Source organism: Pseudomonas sp. SLBN-26 (genome assembly GCF_006715895.1).
GTDB lineage: Bacteria > Pseudomonadota > Gammaproteobacteria > Pseudomonadales > Pseudomonadaceae > Metapseudomonas > Metapseudomonas otitidis.
This window is the reverse complement of sequence record NZ_VFOB01000001.1, coordinates 3990501-4008999: the sequence shown is the minus strand read 5'-3', so window position 1 is coordinate 4008999 and position 18499 is coordinate 3990501. Positions and strand designations below refer to the sequence as shown.

At 66.9% G+C, this 18499-nt stretch carries 12 protein-coding genes; 8 read left to right on the top strand and 4 right to left on the bottom strand.

The window, feature by feature from the left end; translation table 11 throughout:
- Nucleotides 1-21: 21 nt before the first annotated feature.
- Nucleotides 22-915 carry an energy transducer TonB gene (locus tag FBY21_RS18445; RefSeq protein ID WP_074967208.1) on the bottom strand — a complete coding sequence of 298 codons (894 nt, stop codon included), beginning with the start codon at nucleotides 913-915 and terminating at the stop codon, nucleotides 22-24.
- 87 nt (nucleotides 916-1002) lie between these two features.
- Nucleotides 1003-1974: a glutathione synthase gene (gshB, locus tag FBY21_RS18440; protein ID WP_142012802.1), complete on the bottom strand. Its 972-nt coding sequence runs from the start codon at nucleotides 1972-1974 to the stop codon at nucleotides 1003-1005.
- Nucleotides 1975-2240: 266 nt separating this feature from the next.
- Between gshB and pilG the strand changes: the two genes are divergently transcribed.
- The 8 genes from pilG to FBY21_RS18400 all read left to right on the top strand — a co-directional run bounded on the left by pilG (nucleotide 2241) and on the right by FBY21_RS18400 (nucleotide 16238).
- Nucleotides 2241-2648 carry a twitching motility response regulator PilG gene (gene pilG, locus FBY21_RS18435; protein WP_021218373.1) on the top strand — a complete coding sequence of 136 codons (408 nt, stop codon included), beginning with the start codon at nucleotides 2241-2243 and terminating at the stop codon, nucleotides 2646-2648.
- A gap of 47 nt (nucleotides 2649-2695) precedes the next feature.
- A complete protein-coding gene (gene pilH, locus FBY21_RS18430; RefSeq protein WP_003458790.1) occupies nucleotides 2696-3061 on the top strand; it encodes a twitching motility response regulator PilH in 366 nt (121 codons plus the stop codon).
- A 43-nt stretch (nucleotides 3062-3104) separates the two neighbouring features.
- Complete coding sequence (locus tag FBY21_RS18425; RefSeq protein WP_142012799.1) at nucleotides 3105-3641, top strand: chemotaxis protein CheW; 537 nt, start codon at nucleotides 3105-3107, stop codon at nucleotides 3639-3641.
- A gap of 193 nt (nucleotides 3642-3834) precedes the next feature.
- Nucleotides 3835-5880, top strand: coding sequence for a methyl-accepting chemotaxis protein (locus tag FBY21_RS18420; protein WP_044403555.1), 2046 nt, complete (start codon nucleotides 3835-3837; stop codon nucleotides 5878-5880).
- Nucleotides 5881-5942: 62 nt separating this feature from the next.
- Nucleotides 5943-6803 (top strand): CheR family methyltransferase, encoded by an 861-nt coding sequence (locus tag FBY21_RS18415; protein ID WP_107329858.1) that lies wholly within the window; start codon nucleotides 5943-5945, stop codon nucleotides 6801-6803.
- A 9-nt stretch (nucleotides 6804-6812) separates the two neighbouring features.
- Nucleotides 6813-14714 (top strand): Hpt domain-containing protein, encoded by a 7902-nt coding sequence (locus FBY21_RS18410; RefSeq protein WP_142012797.1) that lies wholly within the window; start codon nucleotides 6813-6815, stop codon nucleotides 14712-14714.
- Complete coding sequence (locus FBY21_RS18405; RefSeq protein WP_142012795.1) at nucleotides 14707-15726, top strand: chemotaxis protein CheB; 1020 nt, start codon at nucleotides 14707-14709, stop codon at nucleotides 15724-15726. The genes FBY21_RS18410 and FBY21_RS18405 overlap by 8 nt, the downstream gene beginning before the upstream one ends.
- A gap of 41 nt (nucleotides 15727-15767) precedes the next feature.
- Nucleotides 15768-16238 carry a chemotaxis protein CheW gene (locus tag FBY21_RS18400; protein WP_044403550.1) on the top strand — a complete coding sequence of 157 codons (471 nt, stop codon included), beginning with the start codon at nucleotides 15768-15770 and terminating at the stop codon, nucleotides 16236-16238.
- A gap of 30 nt (nucleotides 16239-16268) precedes the next feature.
- Here FBY21_RS18400 and FBY21_RS18395 read toward each other — a convergent pair whose 3' ends face one another.
- Together FBY21_RS18395 and FBY21_RS18390 are read right to left on the bottom strand one after the other, a co-directional pair.
- Nucleotides 16269-16988, bottom strand: coding sequence for a 16S rRNA (uracil(1498)-N(3))-methyltransferase (locus FBY21_RS18395; protein WP_044403548.1), 720 nt, complete (start codon nucleotides 16986-16988; stop codon nucleotides 16269-16271).
- Nucleotides 16989-17056: 68 nt separating this feature from the next.
- Nucleotides 17057-18463 (bottom strand): adenosylmethionine--8-amino-7-oxononanoate transaminase, encoded by a 1407-nt coding sequence (locus FBY21_RS18390; RefSeq protein ID WP_142012793.1) that lies wholly within the window; start codon nucleotides 18461-18463, stop codon nucleotides 17057-17059.
- Between the last annotated feature and the right edge of the window lie 36 nt (nucleotides 18464-18499).

The following is an 18499-nucleotide window of genomic DNA, read 5'->3' as shown; positions in this document are numbered from 1 at the left end:
GTCGGCTTCAAGGGTGCCGGTTCAGTTGCTGGAGAGCCTGTCGCCCCGCTCGAAGCGCCAGGTGCGGATGATTTCCAGGCGGTCGATATCGGCCAGGTCGCCGGTGAAGGGGGCGAAGGGGGCGGCGAGGCGGACGATGCGCATGGCGGCCTGGTCCAGTACCGGCTGGCCGGATGACTCCAGCACCTGCACCTCATAAAGAGTGCCGTCGCGGTTGATCGACACCAGCAGCCTCAGCGAGCCGTAGATGCGCTGGCGGCGGGCCTCTTCGGGGTAGTTGAGGTTGCCGACGCGCTCGATCTTCTTGCGCCATTCGTCCTTGTACCAGGCACCCTTGTCGCGCATGGTCGAGGCCGCGTTGAGGCGGTGGATGCGTGGGCGCTTGGCGTAGCGCTGCTGCTCCTGGGACAGCTCGGCCTCCAGGCTGGCGATCTCGGAGGAGAGCTGGGCACTGTCGAATACGGGGGCGGGCGGCGCCTCGGGCTCGGGCTTGGCTTCCTCGCGCTTGACCGGGGTCTTCTGCGGCTTGGGTGCCGTGGTGGCGATGGCCGCCTTGGGGGCTTCCTGGCGCTTGGTCTGCTGGGGCGCGGCGGGCGGAGTAACCTTGCGGATCTCCTGGTCCTGGAACATCGCCTGCTCGGTGGTCTTGGGCGTGTCCTTGTGTTCCAGGGTGCCGCTGCCTTGCTGGTTGTTCTGCGCCAGGTAGTCGGCTTCCTTCGGCTTCTCGTCACTCTTGAAGGTGGCGAGGGTGACTTCCAGCGTCTTGCTGATCTGGCTGGGGTCGCTGAAGGTGAAGCCGACACCGAGGATGAGCGCGATGTGCAGCACCGCGGCGAGGAACAGGGTGAAGCCGAGCCTGTCCGCCGGGCGCACGCTGGCGGAGGGGAAGCGGGGGAGGTCAGCGGCTGCGTTCATCGCACATCGGGTCTGCTCAAAGTGGCGCGCAGTCTGCCGAACTGGGGCGGCAGGCTGCAAGCCGCAAGCTGCAAGGTGTTGACTGCGTCAAGCTTGCGGCTTGCTCTGGTTCGCCTCCAGGCGGGTGGCGATGACGTCCATCAGGCGTTCGCCGATGCGGGTGTCGTACGCCGCGTCGATCTCGCGGATGCAGGTCGGGCTGGTGACGTTGATCTCGGTGAGGTGGTCGCCGATCACGTCGAGGCCGACGAACAGCAGGCCCTTCTCCCGCAGTACCGGACCGACGGTGGCGGCGATCTCGCGGTCCCGCTCGGTCAGCGGGCGGGCTTCGCCCCGACCACCAGCGGCGAGGTTGCCACGGGTCTCGCCGGCAGCGGGAATGCGCGCCAGGCAGTAAGGTACCGGTTCGCCGTCTATCATCAGGATACGTTTGTCCCCGTCGACGATCGCCGGCAGGTAGCGCTGCGCCATGATCTGCTCGGCGCCGTGGCGGGTGAGGGTCTCCAGGATCACCGAAAGGTTCGGGTCGCCCTCGCGGTGACGAAAAATCATCGAACCGCCCATGCCATCAAGGGGTTTGAGAATGATGTCACGCTGCTCTTTTGCAAACTCGCGCAGAATGTCGGGCCGTCGACTCACCAGAGTCGTCGGGGTGAGGTGCGGGAAGAGCGTGGCAAAGAACTTCTCGTTGCAGTCGCGCAGACTCTGCGGACGGTTCACCACCAGCACGCCGGCGCGTTCGGCCTGCTCCAGCAGGTAGGTGGAGTAGATGAACTCGTTGTCGAAGGGCGGATCCTTGCGCATGAGGATCACGTCGAGGTCGGCGAGCGGGGTGTCCTGCTCATCCCCGAGGACATACCAACCCGCAGGGTCGGCTTTCACCTCGAGCGGTTTAATGCGGGCACGGGCTACGCCCGCTGCCTGGTAAAGATCCTGCTGCTCCATATAGAAGAGGGACCAGCCGCGAGCCTGGGCCGCGAGAAGCATGGCCAGGGAGCTGTCCTTCTTGAAGTTGATCTGCGCAATGGGGTCCATGACGATCCCGAGGCGAACGCTCATGGGTGGTGTCTCCGCAACTCGTGAAGTGAAGAAAGGGGCCTCGATCGGGCCCCGGAAGAGGCGCTCAGGGTGGCGCTGGAGGCGGTTGCGGTCAAGGGAAACCTCGCCGTGCGAACTGGCAAATCCATGGCGTAGGCGGTTTCTGGCTTGCGTCTGGAGAGTGTGCTAAAAAGGCCCGACGATTGGGTCGCAGCCCGTCGCTGACAGGGCCTCAGGCGCACTGAACGAAGCTAATAACGACTCACCGAGGCGATGGTAGGGCGAACATGGAACAGCATTCCGAGGGTTTGAAGGTGATGGTGATCGACGATTCGAAGACGATTCGTCGCACCGCTGAAACTCTGCTGAAGAAGGTGGGTTGCGAGGTCATCACGGCTGTCGACGGTTTCGATGCCCTGGCCAAGATCGCGGACACACACCCGAACATCATCTTTGTCGACATCATGATGCCGCGTCTCGACGGTTATCAGACCTGCGCCCTGATCAAGAACAACAGTGCTTTCAAGTCCACCCCGGTGATCATGCTGTCCTCCAAGGACGGCCTGTTCGACAAGGCCAAGGGTCGCATCGTCGGTTCCGACCAGTACCTCACCAAGCCCTTCAGCAAGGAAGAACTGCTCGGCGCGATCAAGACCCACGTGCCTGATTTCACCCCGGTGGAACAAGCCTCCTGAAGTCCGGCCCTCGTGGCTGGAAGTGCCTTTCCGTATTGGGGACAAACATGGCTCGTATTCTGATTGTTGATGACTCGCCGACCGAAATGTACAAGCTGACCGCTATGCTCGAAAAACATGGCCATCAGGTACTGAAGGCGGAAAATGGCGCCGATGGCGTCGCCCTGGCTCGCCAGGAAAAACCCGACGCCGTGCTGATGGACATCGTCATGCCCGGCCTCAATGGCTTCCAGGCGACCCGTCAGCTGACCAAGGACGCCGAAACCAGCCACATCCCGGTGATCATCGTCACCACCAAGGATCAGGAAACCGACAAGGTCTGGGGCAAGCGCCAGGGCGCGAAGGACTACCTGACCAAGCCGATCGACGAAGACACGCTGCTGAAAACCCTCAACGCGGTGCTGGCCGGCTGATGCCGGTAGCACCGTGATGCCCTAGAAGAAGGCTCAGCCCCGCATGTCGGACGCAAAGACCCCATTCCAGATACTCCTCGAGATCGACCAGCACTGCCGCGCCCTGGCGGCGGGCTTGCCCGCCCAGCAGGAAACGGTCCAGACCTGGAGTGGGATCGGTTTTCGCATGGGCGAGCGCTTCTTCGTGGCGTCCATGGGCGAAGTGGGCGAAGTGCTCCACGAGCCCCGCTACACCCAACTGCCGGGGGTGAAACCCTGGGTCAAGGGAGTCGCCAACGTCCGTGGCCGGTTGCTACCGATCATGGACCTGTGCGGCTTCTTCGGCGGCGAACTCTCGTCCCTGCGCAAGCAGCGCCGGGTGCTGGTGGTCGACCACCAGGAAATCTTCGCCGGCCTCATCGTCGACGAAGTCTTCGGCATGCAGCACTTCCCGGTGGGCTCGTTCTCCGAGGAACTGCCGCCGCTGGAGGCCACCATCCAACCCTTCATCCACGGCGTGTTCCAGCGTGAACATCCCTGGCTGGTGTTCAGCCCTCATGCGCTGGCCCAGCACCAGGTGTTCCTGGACGTCGCGGTCTAGTTCCCAACGCGCAGGCCTTCGGGCCTGCGCGCAGGGCCGTTTCCGGGAGGGGCGGCCCGATCGGCCGGAGTGCAGTGTCTCCGGCTGACCCAGGCACCAGCGTGTGCCGTTGATCCAAGGTTGGGCCGGTCTATACCGGCCCTTGGCGTTACATGGAAATCGTTGTGTAGTTGGTCCAGGCGGGGGCCCGATAATGAAAAAACTGAACGCAGGCAATCTACTCGCGGGAGCGCGCAGCAGTACGTTGATCGCCGGACTCTTCGTGGTCCTGATCGTCTCCATCGTGCTGCTGTTCGCCAACTTCGCGTACCTCAACACGCAGGCGAACCACGACCAGGAATACCTCGGCCACTCCGGTGAGCTGCGGGTCCTGTCCCAGCGTATCGCGAAGAACGCCACCGAAGCGGCGGCGGGCAAGCCCGAGGCCTTCGCCCTGTTGAAGGAAGCGCGCAACGACTTCGAGAAGCGCTGGAACATCCTGCTCAACGGTGACGCGGAAACCGGCCTGCCGCCGGCGCCCGAAGCCGTCAAGGCCCAGATGGACGCCGTGCAGGCGGACTGGAACAGCCTGCGGCAGAACTCCGACGCCATCCTGGCCAGCGAGCAGACCGTACTCTCCCTGCACCAGGTAGCCGGCACCCTCGCCGAGACCATCCCGCAGCTGCAGGTTGAGTACGAGGAAGTCGTGGACATCCTTCTGGAAAGCGGCGCGCCCGCTGCCCAGGTGTCCGTGGCCCAGCGCCAGTCGCTGCTGGCCGAACGGATCCTCGGCTCCGTGAACAAGGTACTGGCCGGTGACCAGGACTCCGTACAGGCCGCCGACATGTTCGGCCGCGACGCCAGCCTGTTCGGCCGCGTACTGAACGCGATGCTCGAAGGCAACGCCGCTATGGAAATCTCCAAGGTGACCGACACCGAAGCCCTGGAGCGCCTGCAGGAGATTTCCGAACTGTTCGAGTTCGTCTCCGGTTCCGTGGACGAGATCCTTGAGACCTCGCCCGAACTCTTCCAGGTCCGTGAATCCGCCAACACCATCTTCACCGGCTCCCAGACCCTGCTGGACAAGGCGTCCCAGCTGGCCGCCGGCTTCGAAGAGCAAGCCGCCGGCCGTAGCCTGAACACCCTGGCTGGCTACATCCTCGGTGCCCTGGCACTGGGTTCGATCATCCTGATCGGCCTGGTCATGGTTCAGACCACCCGCCAGCGTCTGGCCGAGACCGCCGAGAAGAACGAACGTAACCAGGCCGCGATTCTGCGACTGCTCGACGAAATTGCCGACCTTGCAGACGGTGACTTGACCGTAGCGGCGACCGTAACCGAGGACTTCACCGGTGCGATCGCGGACTCGATCAACTACTCCATCGACCAGCTCCGCGAACTGGTAGAGACCATCAACCTGACCGCCGTGCAGGTAGCCGCCGCTGCCCAGGAAACCCAGGCCACCGCCATGCACCTGGCCGAGGCTTCCGAGCACCAGGCCCAGGAAATCGCCGGTGCGTCCGCCGCGATCAACGAAATGGCCGTGTCGATTGACCAGGTATCGGCGAACGCCTCGGAATCCTCCGCGGTAGCGGAGCGTTCCGTAGCCATCGCCAACAAGGGCAACGAAGTGGTGCACAACACCATCACCGGCATGGACAACATCCGCGAGCAGATCCAGGACACCTCCAAGCGAATCAAGCGTCTCGGTGAATCGTCCCAGGAGATCGGTGACATCGTGAGCCTGATTAACGACATTGCCGACCAGACCAACATCCTTGCACTGAACGCCGCGATCCAGGCGTCCATGGCGGGTGACGCCGGTCGAGGCTTCGCCGTGGTAGCGGACGAGGTACAGCGCCTCGCAGAACGTTCCTCTGCCGCAACCAAGCAGATCGAGGCCCTGGTTAAGACCATTCAGACCGACACCAACGAAGCGGTTATCTCCATGGAGCAGACCACCTCCGAAGTGGTACGCGGTGCCCGCCTCGCGCAGGACGCCGGTGTGGCCCTGGAAGAGATCGAGAAGGTATCCAAGACCCTCGCGGCCCTGATCCAGAACATCTCCAACGCGGCACGCCAGCAGGCGTCGTCCGCGGGCCACATTTCCAACACCATGAACGTCATTCAGGAGATCACCTCGCAGACCTCCGCCGGTACCACGGCAACCGCCAAGAGCATCGGTAACCTCGCCAAGATGGCGAGCGAGATGCGCAAGTCGGTATCCGGCTTCAACCTGCCGGACGCAGACCGGGCCTGACCAAGGGAGGTGCCGCAGCCTGAGGCTGCGGCGCAACGGCCATGAGCGAGAGGCACGACAGCATGCAGCCTGGCGGCGTGTGGGCCTTGAAACCCATGGCCGACATGACCCCCGCGCAGTTCCATGACTGGCAATCGCTGCTCGAGGAACGTACCGGCGTGGTCATCAACGAGCAGCGACGCTCGTTCCTGCAGACCAACCTCACCGCGCGGATGCGAGAGCTGGGTGTAGACGACTACACCCTCTACTTCCGCCAGGTCACCGACGGGCCGCGTGGTGCCGTCGAATGGTCGACCCTGCTGGACCGCCTCACCGTTCAGGAAACCCGTTTCTTCCGCCACGGACCCTCGTTCGACCTGCTCGGCTCCTATCTGCGCGAGCGTGTTGCCAAGGGACTGGACAGCCCCCTCGCCCTCTGGAGCGTCGGTTGTTCCAGCGGCGAAGAGCCGTACTCCCTGGCCATCGCGGCCGCCGAGGCCCTCACGGGCAGCGAGCGGCCCGACTATTTTGGTGTGACCGGCACCGACATCAGCCTCAGCGCCCTGAACAAGGCCCGCGAGGGGGTGTACGGCGCACGGCGCCTGGAGCACCTGGAAGGCGACATGGGCGAGCGCTACTTCCAGCCTCTGGGCGATGGCCGTTTCAAAGTTGTGGAGAGCCTGGCCGCGCGCGTGTGTTGCGCCCGGCTCAATGTGCTGGAACTGGCGAAGGCGCCAATGTCCGGCATGGACGTAATTTTCTGCCAGAACCTGCTGATCTATTTCCGCCGCTGGCGTCGCCGTGAAATCCTCAACCGCCTGGCCGAGCGCCTGGCGCCCGGTGGGCTCATGGTGATCGGCGTCGGTGAAGTGGTTGGTTGGCACCATCCGGACCTGGAGCCGGTGGCCGACGATCAGGTTCTGGCATTCACCCGGAAGGGATAGCAGACGGCTATGAGTGATCGGCACGATTATGTCGCCCTGGAGTGGGTCAAGGGCGAGATCGCGGAAACCCTGAAGCAGGCCCGCCAGGCCCTGGAGGCGTTCGTCGAGAACACCCAGGACCCGACGCGCATGCGTTTCTGCCAGACCTACGTGCACCAGGTCCACGGCACCCTGCAGATGGTCGAGTTCTACGGCGCGGCCCTGCTCGCCGAGGAAATGGAGCAGCTCGCCCAGGCACTGATGGAAGGCCGCGTGACCAACCAGGGCGAAGCCCTGGAAGTGCTCATGCAGGCCATCCTGCAGTTGCCGGTCTACCTGGATCGCATCCAGAGCGCGCGCCGTGACCTGCCCATGGTCGTCCTGCCGCTGCTCAACGACCTGCGCGCCGCCCGTGGCGAGAAGTTGCTGTCCGAAACCAGCCTGTTCTCCCCCGATCTCTCCAGCCGCACCCCCGCACTCTCGGTGGATGCGCTGGCCCGCATGCGCACCGCCGAACTGCCGGTACTGCTGCGCAAGCTGCGGCAGATGCTGCAGATGGCCCTGGTGGGGATCATCCGTGGCCAGGACCTGGCCACCAACCTCGGCTACATGGCCCGCGTCTTCGCCCGCCTCGAATCGCTTTGCAAGGAAGCCCCGCTGGGCACCTTGTGGCCCATCGCCTCCGGCATGGTCGAAGGCCTGGCCAATGGCAGTGTGGTCAACGGCACCTCCGTCCGCACCCTGCTGCGCCAGATCGACAAGGAACTCAAGCGCCTGGTCGACCAGGGCGCCGATGGCATCAACCAGCCGGCCCCGGACGAACTGGTCAAGAACCTGCTGTTCTACATCGCCAAGGCCCCGGCCCAGTCGCCGCGCATCCGTGCCCTCAAGGAACAGTACCGCCTCGACGAAGCCCTGCCCGACACCGACGTGGTGGACGAGGAGCGTGCCCGCCTGGCCGGCCCCGACCGCGACGCCATGCGCTCGGTGGTCACCGCCCTTTGCGAAGAGCTGGTCCGCGTCAAGGACAGCCTCGACATCTTCGTGCGCAGCGACCGCCGCGGCGTCACCGAACTGGATGCCCTGCTCGCGCCCCTCAAGCAGATCGCCGACACCCTGGCCGTGCTCGGCTTCGGCCAACCGCGCCGGGTCATCCTCGACCAGATCGACGTCATCCACAGCCTGTCCCTCGGGCAGCGCGAGCCCAACGACGCCGTTCTCATGGACGTCGCCGGCGCCCTGCTGTACGTCGAGGCGACCCTCGCCGGCATGGTCGGCCCGGCCGATGACGGTTCCCGCGAAGAGAGTCACCTGCCCACCACCGACGTGGCGCAGATCCACCAACTGGTGATCAAGGAAGCGCGCAATGGCCTCGAACAGGCCAAGGACGCGATCATCGAGTTCATCGCCTCCCAGTGGAACCACGAGCACCTGGCCCGCGTGCCCGACCTGCTGACCCAGGTCCGTGGCGGCCTGGCGATGATCCCCCTGGCCCGCGCCGCTGCCCTGCTGGAAGCCTGCAACCGCTACATCCAGGAACAGCTCCTGGCCCGCAAGGCCGTGCCCAACTGGCAGAGCCTGGACACCCTGGCCGACGCCATCACCAGCGTCGAGTACTACCTGGAGCGCCTCTCCGAGGACCACGCCACCCAAGGCGACATGATCCTCGACGTGGCCGAGGAGAGCCTGGAGAACCTGGGCTACCCGCTCAAGGCCAAGCCCTCCATCCTCGATCTCCCGGAGTTCCAGGCCGAAGAGCCCGCTCCGCTGGCCGACCCGGTGGAGGAGATCGAAGTCCTCGCCGAGGAAGCGCCCGAGCCGGTCGAGCCCCTGGCCTTCGAACCCCTGCCAGCCGAGCCGGAAATCACGCTCGATGCCGATTTCGCCGAGCCTTCCGCCCCGGTGGAAGAGGACCCTGCACTGGATGCCCTGCCGGAGCTCGAACCGCTGGACAGCTTCGAGCCGGTAGCCTTCGACGCACTGCCCGAACTGGAGCCGCTGCCCGAGCTGGAAGCCCAGCCGCTGCTGGACGAGCCTCTGGAGCTGGGCACCCTCGACAGTTTCGAGACCACCGAGCTGAAGGCCGATGACGCGCCGACGCTGCTGGTCTCCGATGACAACTGGAACCTCGGCGAGCCGGAGGTCCAGGCCCCCGAGGTCATCGACTTCAGCCTCGACGCCCCGTTGGAACTGGAATCCCTCGATCAGGCCAAGCCGGCCGACGAGTCCTTCGCCTCCTTCGACCTCGAGGCCCTCGAGCCGCTGCCGGCTGCCGAGCCCCTCAGCCTCGAGCCGCTGCCCGAATCCACCCCCAGCTGGGACGACGTGGAGCTGAGCGGCCTCGACCTGCCGGAGGTCGACCTGCCCTCCGCCCCGCTGGAGCCCGTTGTCGCCCCGGTCGAGGAAGCGCCCCGCGCGCTGTCCATGGCCGATGTCATGGCTGCCCCGGTGCAGCCCATCAACCCGCCTGCTGGCGAGGTCCCGCCCAGCCTGTTGCCGCCGCCTGCCGATGAAGAGCCGGTGGACGACGAACTGCTGGAGGTCTTCATCGAAGAAGCCGGCGAAGTGCTGGAGACCATCGGCGACTACCTGCCGCGCTGGTGCGCCAATACGGACGACAAGGACGCGCTGACCGAAGTCCGCCGTGCCTTCCACACCCTCAAGGGCAGCGGCCGCATGGTCCGCGCGCTGGTCATCGGCGAGCTGTCCTGGTCCATCGAGAACCTGCTCAACCGCGTGCTCGACCGCAGCATCCAGCCGGACGAGGACGTCAAGGGCGTGGTCAACGACGTGGTCGCCCTGCTGCCGCAACTGGTGGACGAATTCGCCGCCAAGGCCCAGCGCCAGCGGGACGATGTCGACCACCTGGCCGCCGAGGCGCACGCCCTGGCCAAGGGGCAGCGCCTCCCAAAATCTGAAGCCCCGGTCTCCGTACAGGCTGCCGAGCCCGTGGGCGAGCTTCCTTCTCAGCCCGAAGTGGCCGCGCCGACCGTTGCTTCCAGCGCGTCGACCGATGAAGAGCCGCTCGACCCGCAGTTGCTGGACATCTTCCGCAACGAGGCCGAAGCCCACCTGGAAACCCTCGTCGGCTTCCTCGCCGATTGCGCGCAGTCCCTGCCGCAGCCGGTGACCGACAACCTCCAGCGCGCCCTGCACACCCTCAAGGGCAGTGCGCACATGGCTGGCATCCTGCCGATCGCCGCCATCGCCATGCCGCTGGAAAAGCTGGCCAAGGAATACAAGACCAACCTGATCCAGATGGACCTGGTGGATGCCGAACTGCTGCGCGATGCCGAGCAACTGTTCCGCATCGGCCTGGAGCAGCTGGAAACCGCACCGCTGCGCCCGATCCCCGGGACCGAGGCCTTCCTCGAACGCGTCCAGCGCCTGCACGCCGAGCGCATCGGCGCGGCCGAAGCCGCTCGCCTGGGCGATCAGGGCCAGGCCGGGCGCGACCCGCAACTGATCTCCATCTTCCTCGCCGAAGGCATGGATATCCTCCTGGATGCCGAGGACCTGCTGCGCCGCTGGCGCGAGCACCCCTCCGAGCGCCAGGAACTGGGCGCCCTGCTGGAAGAACTGAACACCCTCGGCCGTGGCGCCGAGATGGCCGAGCTGCCGCAGATCGAAGAGCTCTGCGAAGCCCTGCTGGACACCTACGGTGCCGTCGAGGAAGGCAGCCTGCCGGTCAGCGAGCGCTTCTTCGACGAGGCTGAACGGGCCCACGAAGCGCTGATCAGCATGATGGACCAGGTCGCCGCCGCCCTTCAGGTCACGCCCCAGCCGGAGCGGGTCCAGGCCCTGCGCGACCTGCTCCAGCAGGCCGTCGATCCGGCAGCCCTCGCGCTGCTGGACATGGACCGCGACACCGGACTGCTGGTCGAAGAGCCGGACCAGGCGCTGCCGCCCGCCACCGAAGCTGAGCTGACGCTCGCGGACGATGACGCACTGCCGCCGCTGCCCGAGCTGGATGAAGTGCCGGCCCTTGAACCGGTCACCCTGCCGGAGTTGCTCGACGAGCCCGCCGAGGCCATCGAGCCGGTGCCCGTCCCGGCCGCCGAGCCTGCCGCCGCGGTCGAACCGCCTGCCGCACCGCTGGCCTACGAGAACCTCGACGAGGAGATGGTCTCCATCTTCCTCGAAGAGGCCGTGGACATCCTGGAAAGCTCCGGCCAGGCGCTGGAACGCTGGCTCGACGAGCCGGACAACCACGCGCCGCTGCACTCGCTGCAGCGTGACCTGCACACCCTCAAGGGTGGCGCGCGCATGGCCGAGATCGCCCCCATCGGCGACCTCGCCCACGAACTCGAATCCCTCTACGAAGGGCTGGTGGACCGTCGCTTCAACCATTCCCCGGCATTAGCCGGCCTGCTCCAGGCCAGCCATGACGACCTGGCCGTGATGCTCGACCAGCTCCAGGCCCGCCAACCGCTGCGCAACCCGGAGGCGCTGATCCAGGCGATTCGTGCGTTTCGCCAAGGCGGCACGGTAAGCCTGCCCGTCGCGCCGGTGGCCGAGGCCCCGGTGAATGAGGCCATCGCCCCGCCGGCAGAGGCAGAGGTGGAAGCGCCTGCCTTGCCGGATGAGGTGTCCGAAGCGCCCCTCGAACTGGATGCCGGCCTGCCTGAGCTGGACGATGACGTCCTGCCGCTGCCGACCCTCGACGAACCCGACGCCGACGCCCCGCTGGTGCTGGAAGACCTGCCCCTGCCGGAGTCCGACGAGCCGGCGCTCGTGGAAAGCGTCGAGGCCGATGCCTGGCTGCTTGACGAGAGCGAAGGCGACCTGTCGCCTGCCCCCGAAGCCGAAGCCGAAGCCGAAGCCGAAGCCGAAGCCGAAGCCGAAGCCGAAGCCGAAGCCGAAGCCGAAGCCGAAGCCGAAGCCGAAGCCGAAGCCGAAGCCGAAGCCGAAGCCGAAGCCACACTTTCTCCCGAGCCCGAGCCCGAGCCCGAGCCCGAGCCCGAGCCCGAGCCCGACGCCGAATGGCTGCCGGTGGATGAAGCCCCGGCGCTGCCGGAGGTGGACGACGAGCCGAGCATCGAGCTGGCGCTGCCCGAGGTGGCCGAGACGCCCGCCCCGGTCGAGCCGGTTGTACCGGCTCCCGTGGTGAGCGAGCTGGTCCACAGCGCCTTCGATGACCGTGATCCCGAACTGGTGGAAATCTTCCTCGAGGAAGGCTTCGACATCATCGAAAGCGCCGGCAACGCCCTGCAGCGCTGGATGGAGGACGTCGACAACCTGCTGGAAGTCGAGGCCCTGCAACGCGACCTGCACACCCTCAAGGGTGGTGCGCGCATGGCCGAGATTCGCGAGATCGGTGACCTCGCCCACGAACTGGAATTCCTCTACGAAGGCCTCTGTGGCGGCCGCCTGCGTGCCAGCCCGACGCTGTTCGGGTTGCTGCAGTCCTGCCACGACCGCCTTGCCGAGATGCTCGAAGCCGTGCGCGACAAGCGCGCGGTGCCGGATGGCAGCGTGCTGATCGAGGCGATCCGCCGCTTCCGTGCCAACCCCGACGAACAGCTGAGCATGCCCTCCAGCGTGCACCTGCAGCCTGTCGCCACGCCCGTGGTGGAGGACGAGGAGGCGGAAGCCGACATCCTCGACATCTTCCTCGAAGAGGGTGATGACCTGCTGGAAGCGATGGAGCGCACCATCGGCCGCTGGGAAGAGAACCGCGACGACAGCGCCCAGATCGACGACCTCCTGCGCCTGCTGCACACCCTCAAGGGCGGTGCGCGCCTGGCCGGCCAGAAACGCCTGGGCGACCTCAGCCACGACCTGGAACAGCACCTGACCGAGGCGCTGCAACAAGGCGCGCCCTGGCCCGAAAGCCTGTTCCTCGACGTGCAGTCCGGCTTCGAAGGCCTGCAGGCCGAGCTGGACCAACTGCGCCAACGCCTGGACGCCAGCCTGGCGGACGAGCCCGAAGCGCCTGCCGAGATCCACGAGCCGGCGCCCCAGCCGACCCTCGCAGCCCCCATCGTGGCGGCGAGCGCCGTGCCGGTGGCGGTGACCGAGGACAAGGTCCTGCCGTTCGTGCTCAAGGCCCAGGAAGCCGCCCAGGATGCAGCCGCACGTCGTGCGCCGCAGGAAATGGTCAAGGTACCGGCCGACCTGCTGGAAGGCCTGGTCAACCTGGCGGGTGAAACGTCGATCTTCCGGGGCCGTGTCGAGCAGCAGGTGAGCGACTTCAGCTTCACCCTGAGCGAGATGGAATCCACCATCGAGCGGGTACGCGACCAGCTCCGCCGCCTCGACACCGAGACCCAGGCGCAGATCCTCAGCCGCTACCAGGCCGAGGCCGAGCGCGCCGGCTACGAGGACTTCGACCCGCTGGAAATGGACCGCCACTCCCAGCTGCAGCAGCTCTCCCGCGCACTGTTCGAGTCCGCGTCCGACTTGCTGGACCTGAAGGAAACCCTGGCCGCGCGTAACCGCGACGCCGAAACCCTGCTGCTGCAACAGGCACGGGTCAACACCGAGCTGCAGGAAGGCCTCATGCGAACCCGCATGGTGCCCTTCGACCGCCTCGTACCGCGCCTGCGCCGCATCGTGCGCCAGGTGGCCAGCGAGCTGGGCAAGCAGGTGGAATTCCTCGTCGGCAACGCCGAGGGCGAAATGGACCGGACCGTGCTCGAGCGCATCGTCGCGCCCCTGGAGCACATGCTGCGCAACGCCGTCGACCACGGCATCGAGCCGGTCGAACTGCGCCGCGCCGCCGGCAAGCCCGACGCCGGTACCATCCGCCTGACCCTGGGCCGCGAGGGTGGCGACATCCTCCTGACCCTGTCCGACGACGGTGGCGGCATCCGCCTCGACGCCGTGCGCCGCAAGGCCATCGAGCGTGGGCTGATGGATGCCGACTCCCAGCTCTCCGACCACGAGGTGCTGCAGTTCATCCTCGAGGCCGGCTTTTCCACTGCCGAGAAGGTCACGCAGATCTCCGGGCGTGGCGTGGGCATGGACGTGGTGCACTCCGAGGTCAAGCAGCTCGGCGGCTCCATGAGCATCGAGTCGACCCCGGGCGAGGGTTCGCGCTTCCTCATCCGCCTGCCGTTCACCGTGTCGGTGAACCGTGCGCTGATGGTGCTCTCCGGCGAAGACCTCTACGCCATCCCGCTGAACACCATCGAAGGTATCGTGCGGGTCTCCCCGTACGAGCTGGAGGCCTACTACCAGCCGGATGCGCCGCGCTTCGAGTACGCCGGCCAGGCCTACGAACTGAAGTACCTGGGCGACCTGCTGAACAATGGCCAGCATCCCAAGCTGGTGGGCCAGAGCCTGCCGCTGCCGGTGATCCTGGTGCGTTCCACCGAGCACGCCGTGGCCGTCCAGGTGGACGCCCTGGCCGGCTCCCGCGAGATCGTGGTAAAGGGCCTCGGCCCGCAGTTCGCCGGGGTGCAGGGCATCTCCGGTGCCACCATCCTCGGGGACGGCCGCGTGGTGGTGATTCTCGATCTGCTGGCGACCATCCGTGCGCGCCATGCCCACCAGGTGCAGATGCTGCCGCGCACCACCAGCCAGGCCGCCCTGCCGGCGGAACTGGACCACGACCGCCCGCCGGTGGTCATGGTGGTGGACGACTCGGTCACCGTGCGCAAGGTCACCAGCCGCCTGCTGGAACGCAACGGCATGAACGTGCTGACCGCCAAGGACGGGGTGGACGCCATCGCCCAGCTGCAGGAGCACCGCCCCGACGTCATGCTGCTGGACATCGAGATGCCGCGCATGGACGGCTTCGAAGTGGCCACCCTGGTGCGTCACGACGCGAGCCTGAAGGACCTGCCGATCATCATGATCACCTCCCGTACCGGCGAGAAACACCGCGAGCGGGCGATGGCCATCGGCGTGAACGACTACCTGGGCAAGCCGTACCAGGAGTCCCTGCTGCTTGAAACCATCCAGCGACTGGTCAAGGGACATGACTGAGAAAACCTCTGCACGCATCGCCGTCATCGCCGACACCTCGCTGCAGCGCCATGTGCTGCAGCAGGCGCTGGTCGGCAACGGCTACCAGGTGATCCTCAACAGTGACCCGGCCCGCCTCGACGACGACGCCCTGAGTGCCTGCGACGCCGACCTCTGGCTGGTGGACCTGGCCCAATCGGAAGACTCGCCGCTGGTGGACAGCCTGCTGGAGCGCGCCAGCGCCCCGGTGCTGTTCGGCGAAGGGCACGCCCCGGAACGCCATTCGGAAAACTACCCGCGCTGGGAGCGCCGCCTGTTCGGCAAGCTCAAGCGCCTGGTTGGAGACCCCGCCGTGGCGGTCGGCCCGAGCCTGGAGGCCCTGATGGCCGAGGCCCAGCGCCCCGCCCGCCTGGACCTGCCGCGTGCCCTGGCGGACACCCCGCTGGTGGCGGGCGAGCCGGCGCGCCAGGTCTGGCTGCTGGCGGCGTCCCTCGGGGGGCCGGCGGCGGTGAAGGCCTTCCTTGATGCACTGCCCGGCGGCCTGCCGGTGGGTTTCCTCTACGCCCAGCACATCGATCCCGCCTTCGAAAGCATCCTGCCCCAGGCCGTCGGCCGCCACAGCCAGTGGCCGGTCAACCTGGCTCGCCCCGGCGACCGCGTGCGCGCCGGCGAGGTGGTGGTGGTGCCGATCGCCCAGGAGCTGACCTTCGCCGAAGACGGCGCGATGCTCATGGGCAACCGCCCCTGGCCCGAGCCCTACAGCCCATCCATCGACCAGATCATGCTCAACCTCGCCCAGCACTTCGGCGAGCAGTGCGGCGTGATCGCCTTCAGCGGCATGGGCAGTGATGGCAGCGCCGCAGCGGCCTACGTGCGCCGCCAGGGCGCGCCGATCTGGACCCAGCGGGCCGAGAGCTGCGTCTGTTCGAGCATGCCCGACAGCCTGCGTGAAGGCGGCTACAGCAGTTTCAGTGCCGACCCGCGCGAGCTGGCCCAGGCGCTGGTGAACCACCTGGCCGAGCAGTGCGCCTGACGCGCCGCCGGTGGTCTTGAAGAATCGTTGAAGGAAACGCCATGAGCCAAGCCGTCGCCAACACCCAGAGCGCCAACAGCCTGACCGGGCTGCTGCTGTCGCTGACCGACCGCACCCTGCTGGTGCCCAACGTGGCGGTGGCGGAGCTGATCCCCTACCGGGCGCCCCAAGCGTCCGCCGGGATGCCGGCCTGGTTCCTCGGCCAGGTAGCCTGGCGCGACCTGCGCCTGCCCCTGCTGTCGTTCGAAGCCGCCAGCGGTGGCCAGCCCCAGGTGGGCTCCAGCGCGCGGGTGGTGGTGCTCAACGCCCTGGGCAGCCGTGCCCATGTGAAGTTCATCGCCCTGCTGGTGCAGGGCATTCCGCGCTCCCTCAAGGTCGACACCGACCTGCCCTCGGCCAATGCCGAGCTGCTGCCCCTGGAGCTGGGTTCGGTGCAACTGGAGGACGGCATCGCCAAGATTCCGGACCTGGTCGGCCTGGAGCAACTCCTGGCGGACGCCGGCCTGATCTGAGCCGCTGAGCCGCTGCGGCGGCCTGCCCCCTTAGAAATCCCCCCACAACTGCTGGGCGACGCTCAGCGCCACCACCGGCGCGGTTTCCGTGCGCAGTACGCGCGGGCCCAGGCGTGCCGCCTGGAAGCCCTGCTGCTGGGCGGCTTCCACTTCGGCGTCGGACAGCCCGCCCTCCGGGCCGATGAGGAACGCCAGCGTGGCTGGTCGTGCATGGCTGGCCAGGGGCTCGGCCACCGGGTGCAGGACCAGCTTGAGGTCCGCCTCCACCTGCTTCTGCCACTCCCCCAGCGTCACCGGCGGGTGGATCACCGGCAGCACCGAGCGGCCGCATTGCTCGCAGGCGCTGATGGCCACCTGGCGCCAGTGGGCCAGGCGCTTGTCGGCGCGTTCATCCTTCAGGCGCACTTCGCAGCGCTCGCTCACCAGGGGGGTGATCTCCGCCACGCCCAGCTCGGTGGCCTTCTGGATGGCCCAGTCCATGCGCTCGCCCCGGGACAGGCCTTGGCCGAGGTGGACCCGCAGCGGCGACTCGGCCAGGCCGGCGAAGGCTTCGCGCAGTTCGACGCGGACGCTCTTCTTGCCGACCTCCACCAGTTCGCCGATGAATTCCTGGCCCGAGCCGTCGAACAGTTGGACGGCATCACCTTCGGCCAGGCGCAGCACGCGACCGATGTAGTGGGCCTGGGCTTCGGGCAGGGCGTGTTGCCCGAGGGCGAGGGCGGCGTCGATGAAAAAGCGGGAAAGGCGCATGGATTCGGCGGGCTGAAGAGGGAAAGCCGCAAGCTTACCCGCTTCGCCGCCCGCCGTTAAACCGCCTGCTAGCCCGGATCGCGGTGATTGGGGTGCAGGTCGGCGGCGACGGCCACGCTCACCCCGTCACGGGTGGCGATGTCGATGCCTTCGCTGGCCACCTCGGCGAGGAAGTCGATCTCCTCCGGGGTGATCACGTAGGGCGGCAGGAAGTACACCACGTTGCCCAGCGGGCGCAGCAGGGCGCCGCGCTCCAGGGCGTGCTGGAACACCTTCAGGCCACGGCGCTCCTGCCAGGGGTAGGGCGTGCGGCTGGCCTTGTCCTGGACCATCTCCATGGCCAGCACCATGCCGGTCTGGCGGATCTCGGCGACGTGGGCGTGGTCGGCCAGGTGCGCGGTGGCGCTGGCCATGCGCGTGGCCAGGGCGCGGTTGGCCTCGATGACGTTGTCCTGCTCGAAGATGTCCAGGGTCGCCAGGGCGGCGGCGCAGGCCAGCGGGTTGCCGGTGTAGGTGTGCGAGTGGAGGAAGGCGCGCAGGGTCTGGTAGTCGTCGTAGAACCCCTGGTAGACGGCCTCCGAGGTGAGCACGGCGGCCATCGGCAGGTAGCCGCCGGTGAGTGCCTTGGAGAGCACCAGGAAGTCCGGGGCGATGCCGGCCTGCTCGCAGGCGAACATCGTGCCGGTGCGGCCGAAGCCGACGGCGATCTCGTCATGGATCAGGTGCACGCCGTAGCGGTCGCAGGCCTCGCGCAGCAGCGTGAGGTAGATCGGGTGGTACATGCGCATGCCGCCGGCGCCCTGGATCAGCGGCTCGACGATCACGGCGGCGACCTCTTCGTGGTGCTCCGCGAGGGTCTGCTCCATGTGGGCGAACATGGCCCGCGAATGGGCCTCCCAACTGATGCCCTCCGGACGCAGGTAGCAGTCCGGGGTCGGCACCTTGAGGGTGTCCATCAGCAGGGATTTGTAGGTTTCGGTGAACAGCGCCACGTCGCCCACCGACATCGCGGCGACGGTTTCACCGTGGTAGCTGTTGGTCAGGGTGACGAAGCGCTTCTTGCGCTCCAGGCCCTGGTTGCGCCAGAAGTGGTAGCTCATCTTCAGCGCCACCTCGATGCCCGAGGAGCCGTTGTCGGCATAGAAGACGCGGTCCAGGCCCTGGGGTGTGAGCTTCACCAGGCGCTCGGACAGCTCGATCACCGGCTGGTGGCTGAAGCCGGCGAGGATGACGTGCTCCAGTTGCTCGACCTGGTCCTTGATGCGCTGGTTGATGCGCGGGTTGGCGTGGCCGAACACGTTGACCCACCAGGAGCTGACCGCGTCCAGGTAGCGCTTGCCTTCGAAGTCCTCCAGCCACACGCCCTCGCCACGGCGGATCGGTACCACCGGTAGGCACTCGTGGTCCTTCATCTGGGTACAGGGGTGCCACAGCACGGCGAGGTCGCGCTGCATCCAGTCGGCGTTTTGGCCCATGGTCGGTCTCCGGAAAGGTCGGGGAAGCCTATGCAA

What these genes read in the sequence shown, in the direction of transcription:
- FBY21_RS18445 (WP_074967208.1), bottom strand. Translation starts at nt 915, where the DNA reads ATGAACGCAGCCGCTGACCTCCCCCGCTTCCCCTCCGCCAGCGTGCGC.
- gshB (WP_142012802.1), bottom strand. Translation starts at nt 1,974, where the DNA reads ATGAGCGTTCGCCTCGGGATCGTCATGGACCCCATTGCGCAGATCAAC.
- pilG (WP_021218373.1), top strand. Translation starts at nt 2,241, where the DNA reads ATGGAACAGCATTCCGAGGGTTTGAAGGTGATGGTGATCGACGATTCG.
- pilH (WP_003458790.1), top strand. Translation starts at nt 2,696, where the DNA reads ATGGCTCGTATTCTGATTGTTGATGACTCGCCGACCGAAATGTACAAG.
- FBY21_RS18425 (WP_142012799.1), top strand. Translation starts at nt 3,105, where the DNA reads ATGTCGGACGCAAAGACCCCATTCCAGATACTCCTCGAGATCGACCAG.
- FBY21_RS18420 (WP_044403555.1), top strand. Translation starts at nt 3,835, where the DNA reads ATGAAAAAACTGAACGCAGGCAATCTACTCGCGGGAGCGCGCAGCAGT.
- FBY21_RS18415 (WP_107329858.1), top strand. Translation starts at nt 5,943, where the DNA reads ATGCAGCCTGGCGGCGTGTGGGCCTTGAAACCCATGGCCGACATGACC.
- FBY21_RS18410 (WP_142012797.1), top strand. Translation starts at nt 6,813, where the DNA reads ATGAGTGATCGGCACGATTATGTCGCCCTGGAGTGGGTCAAGGGCGAG.
- FBY21_RS18405 (WP_142012795.1), top strand. Translation starts at nt 14,707, where the DNA reads ATGACTGAGAAAACCTCTGCACGCATCGCCGTCATCGCCGACACCTCG.
- FBY21_RS18400 (WP_044403550.1), top strand. Translation starts at nt 15,768, where the DNA reads ATGAGCCAAGCCGTCGCCAACACCCAGAGCGCCAACAGCCTGACCGGG.
- FBY21_RS18395 (WP_044403548.1), bottom strand. Translation starts at nt 16,988, where the DNA reads ATGCGCCTTTCCCGCTTTTTCATCGACGCCGCCCTCGCCCTCGGGCAA.
- FBY21_RS18390 (WP_142012793.1), bottom strand. Translation starts at nt 18,463, where the DNA reads ATGGGCCAAAACGCCGACTGGATGCAGCGCGACCTCGCCGTGCTGTGG.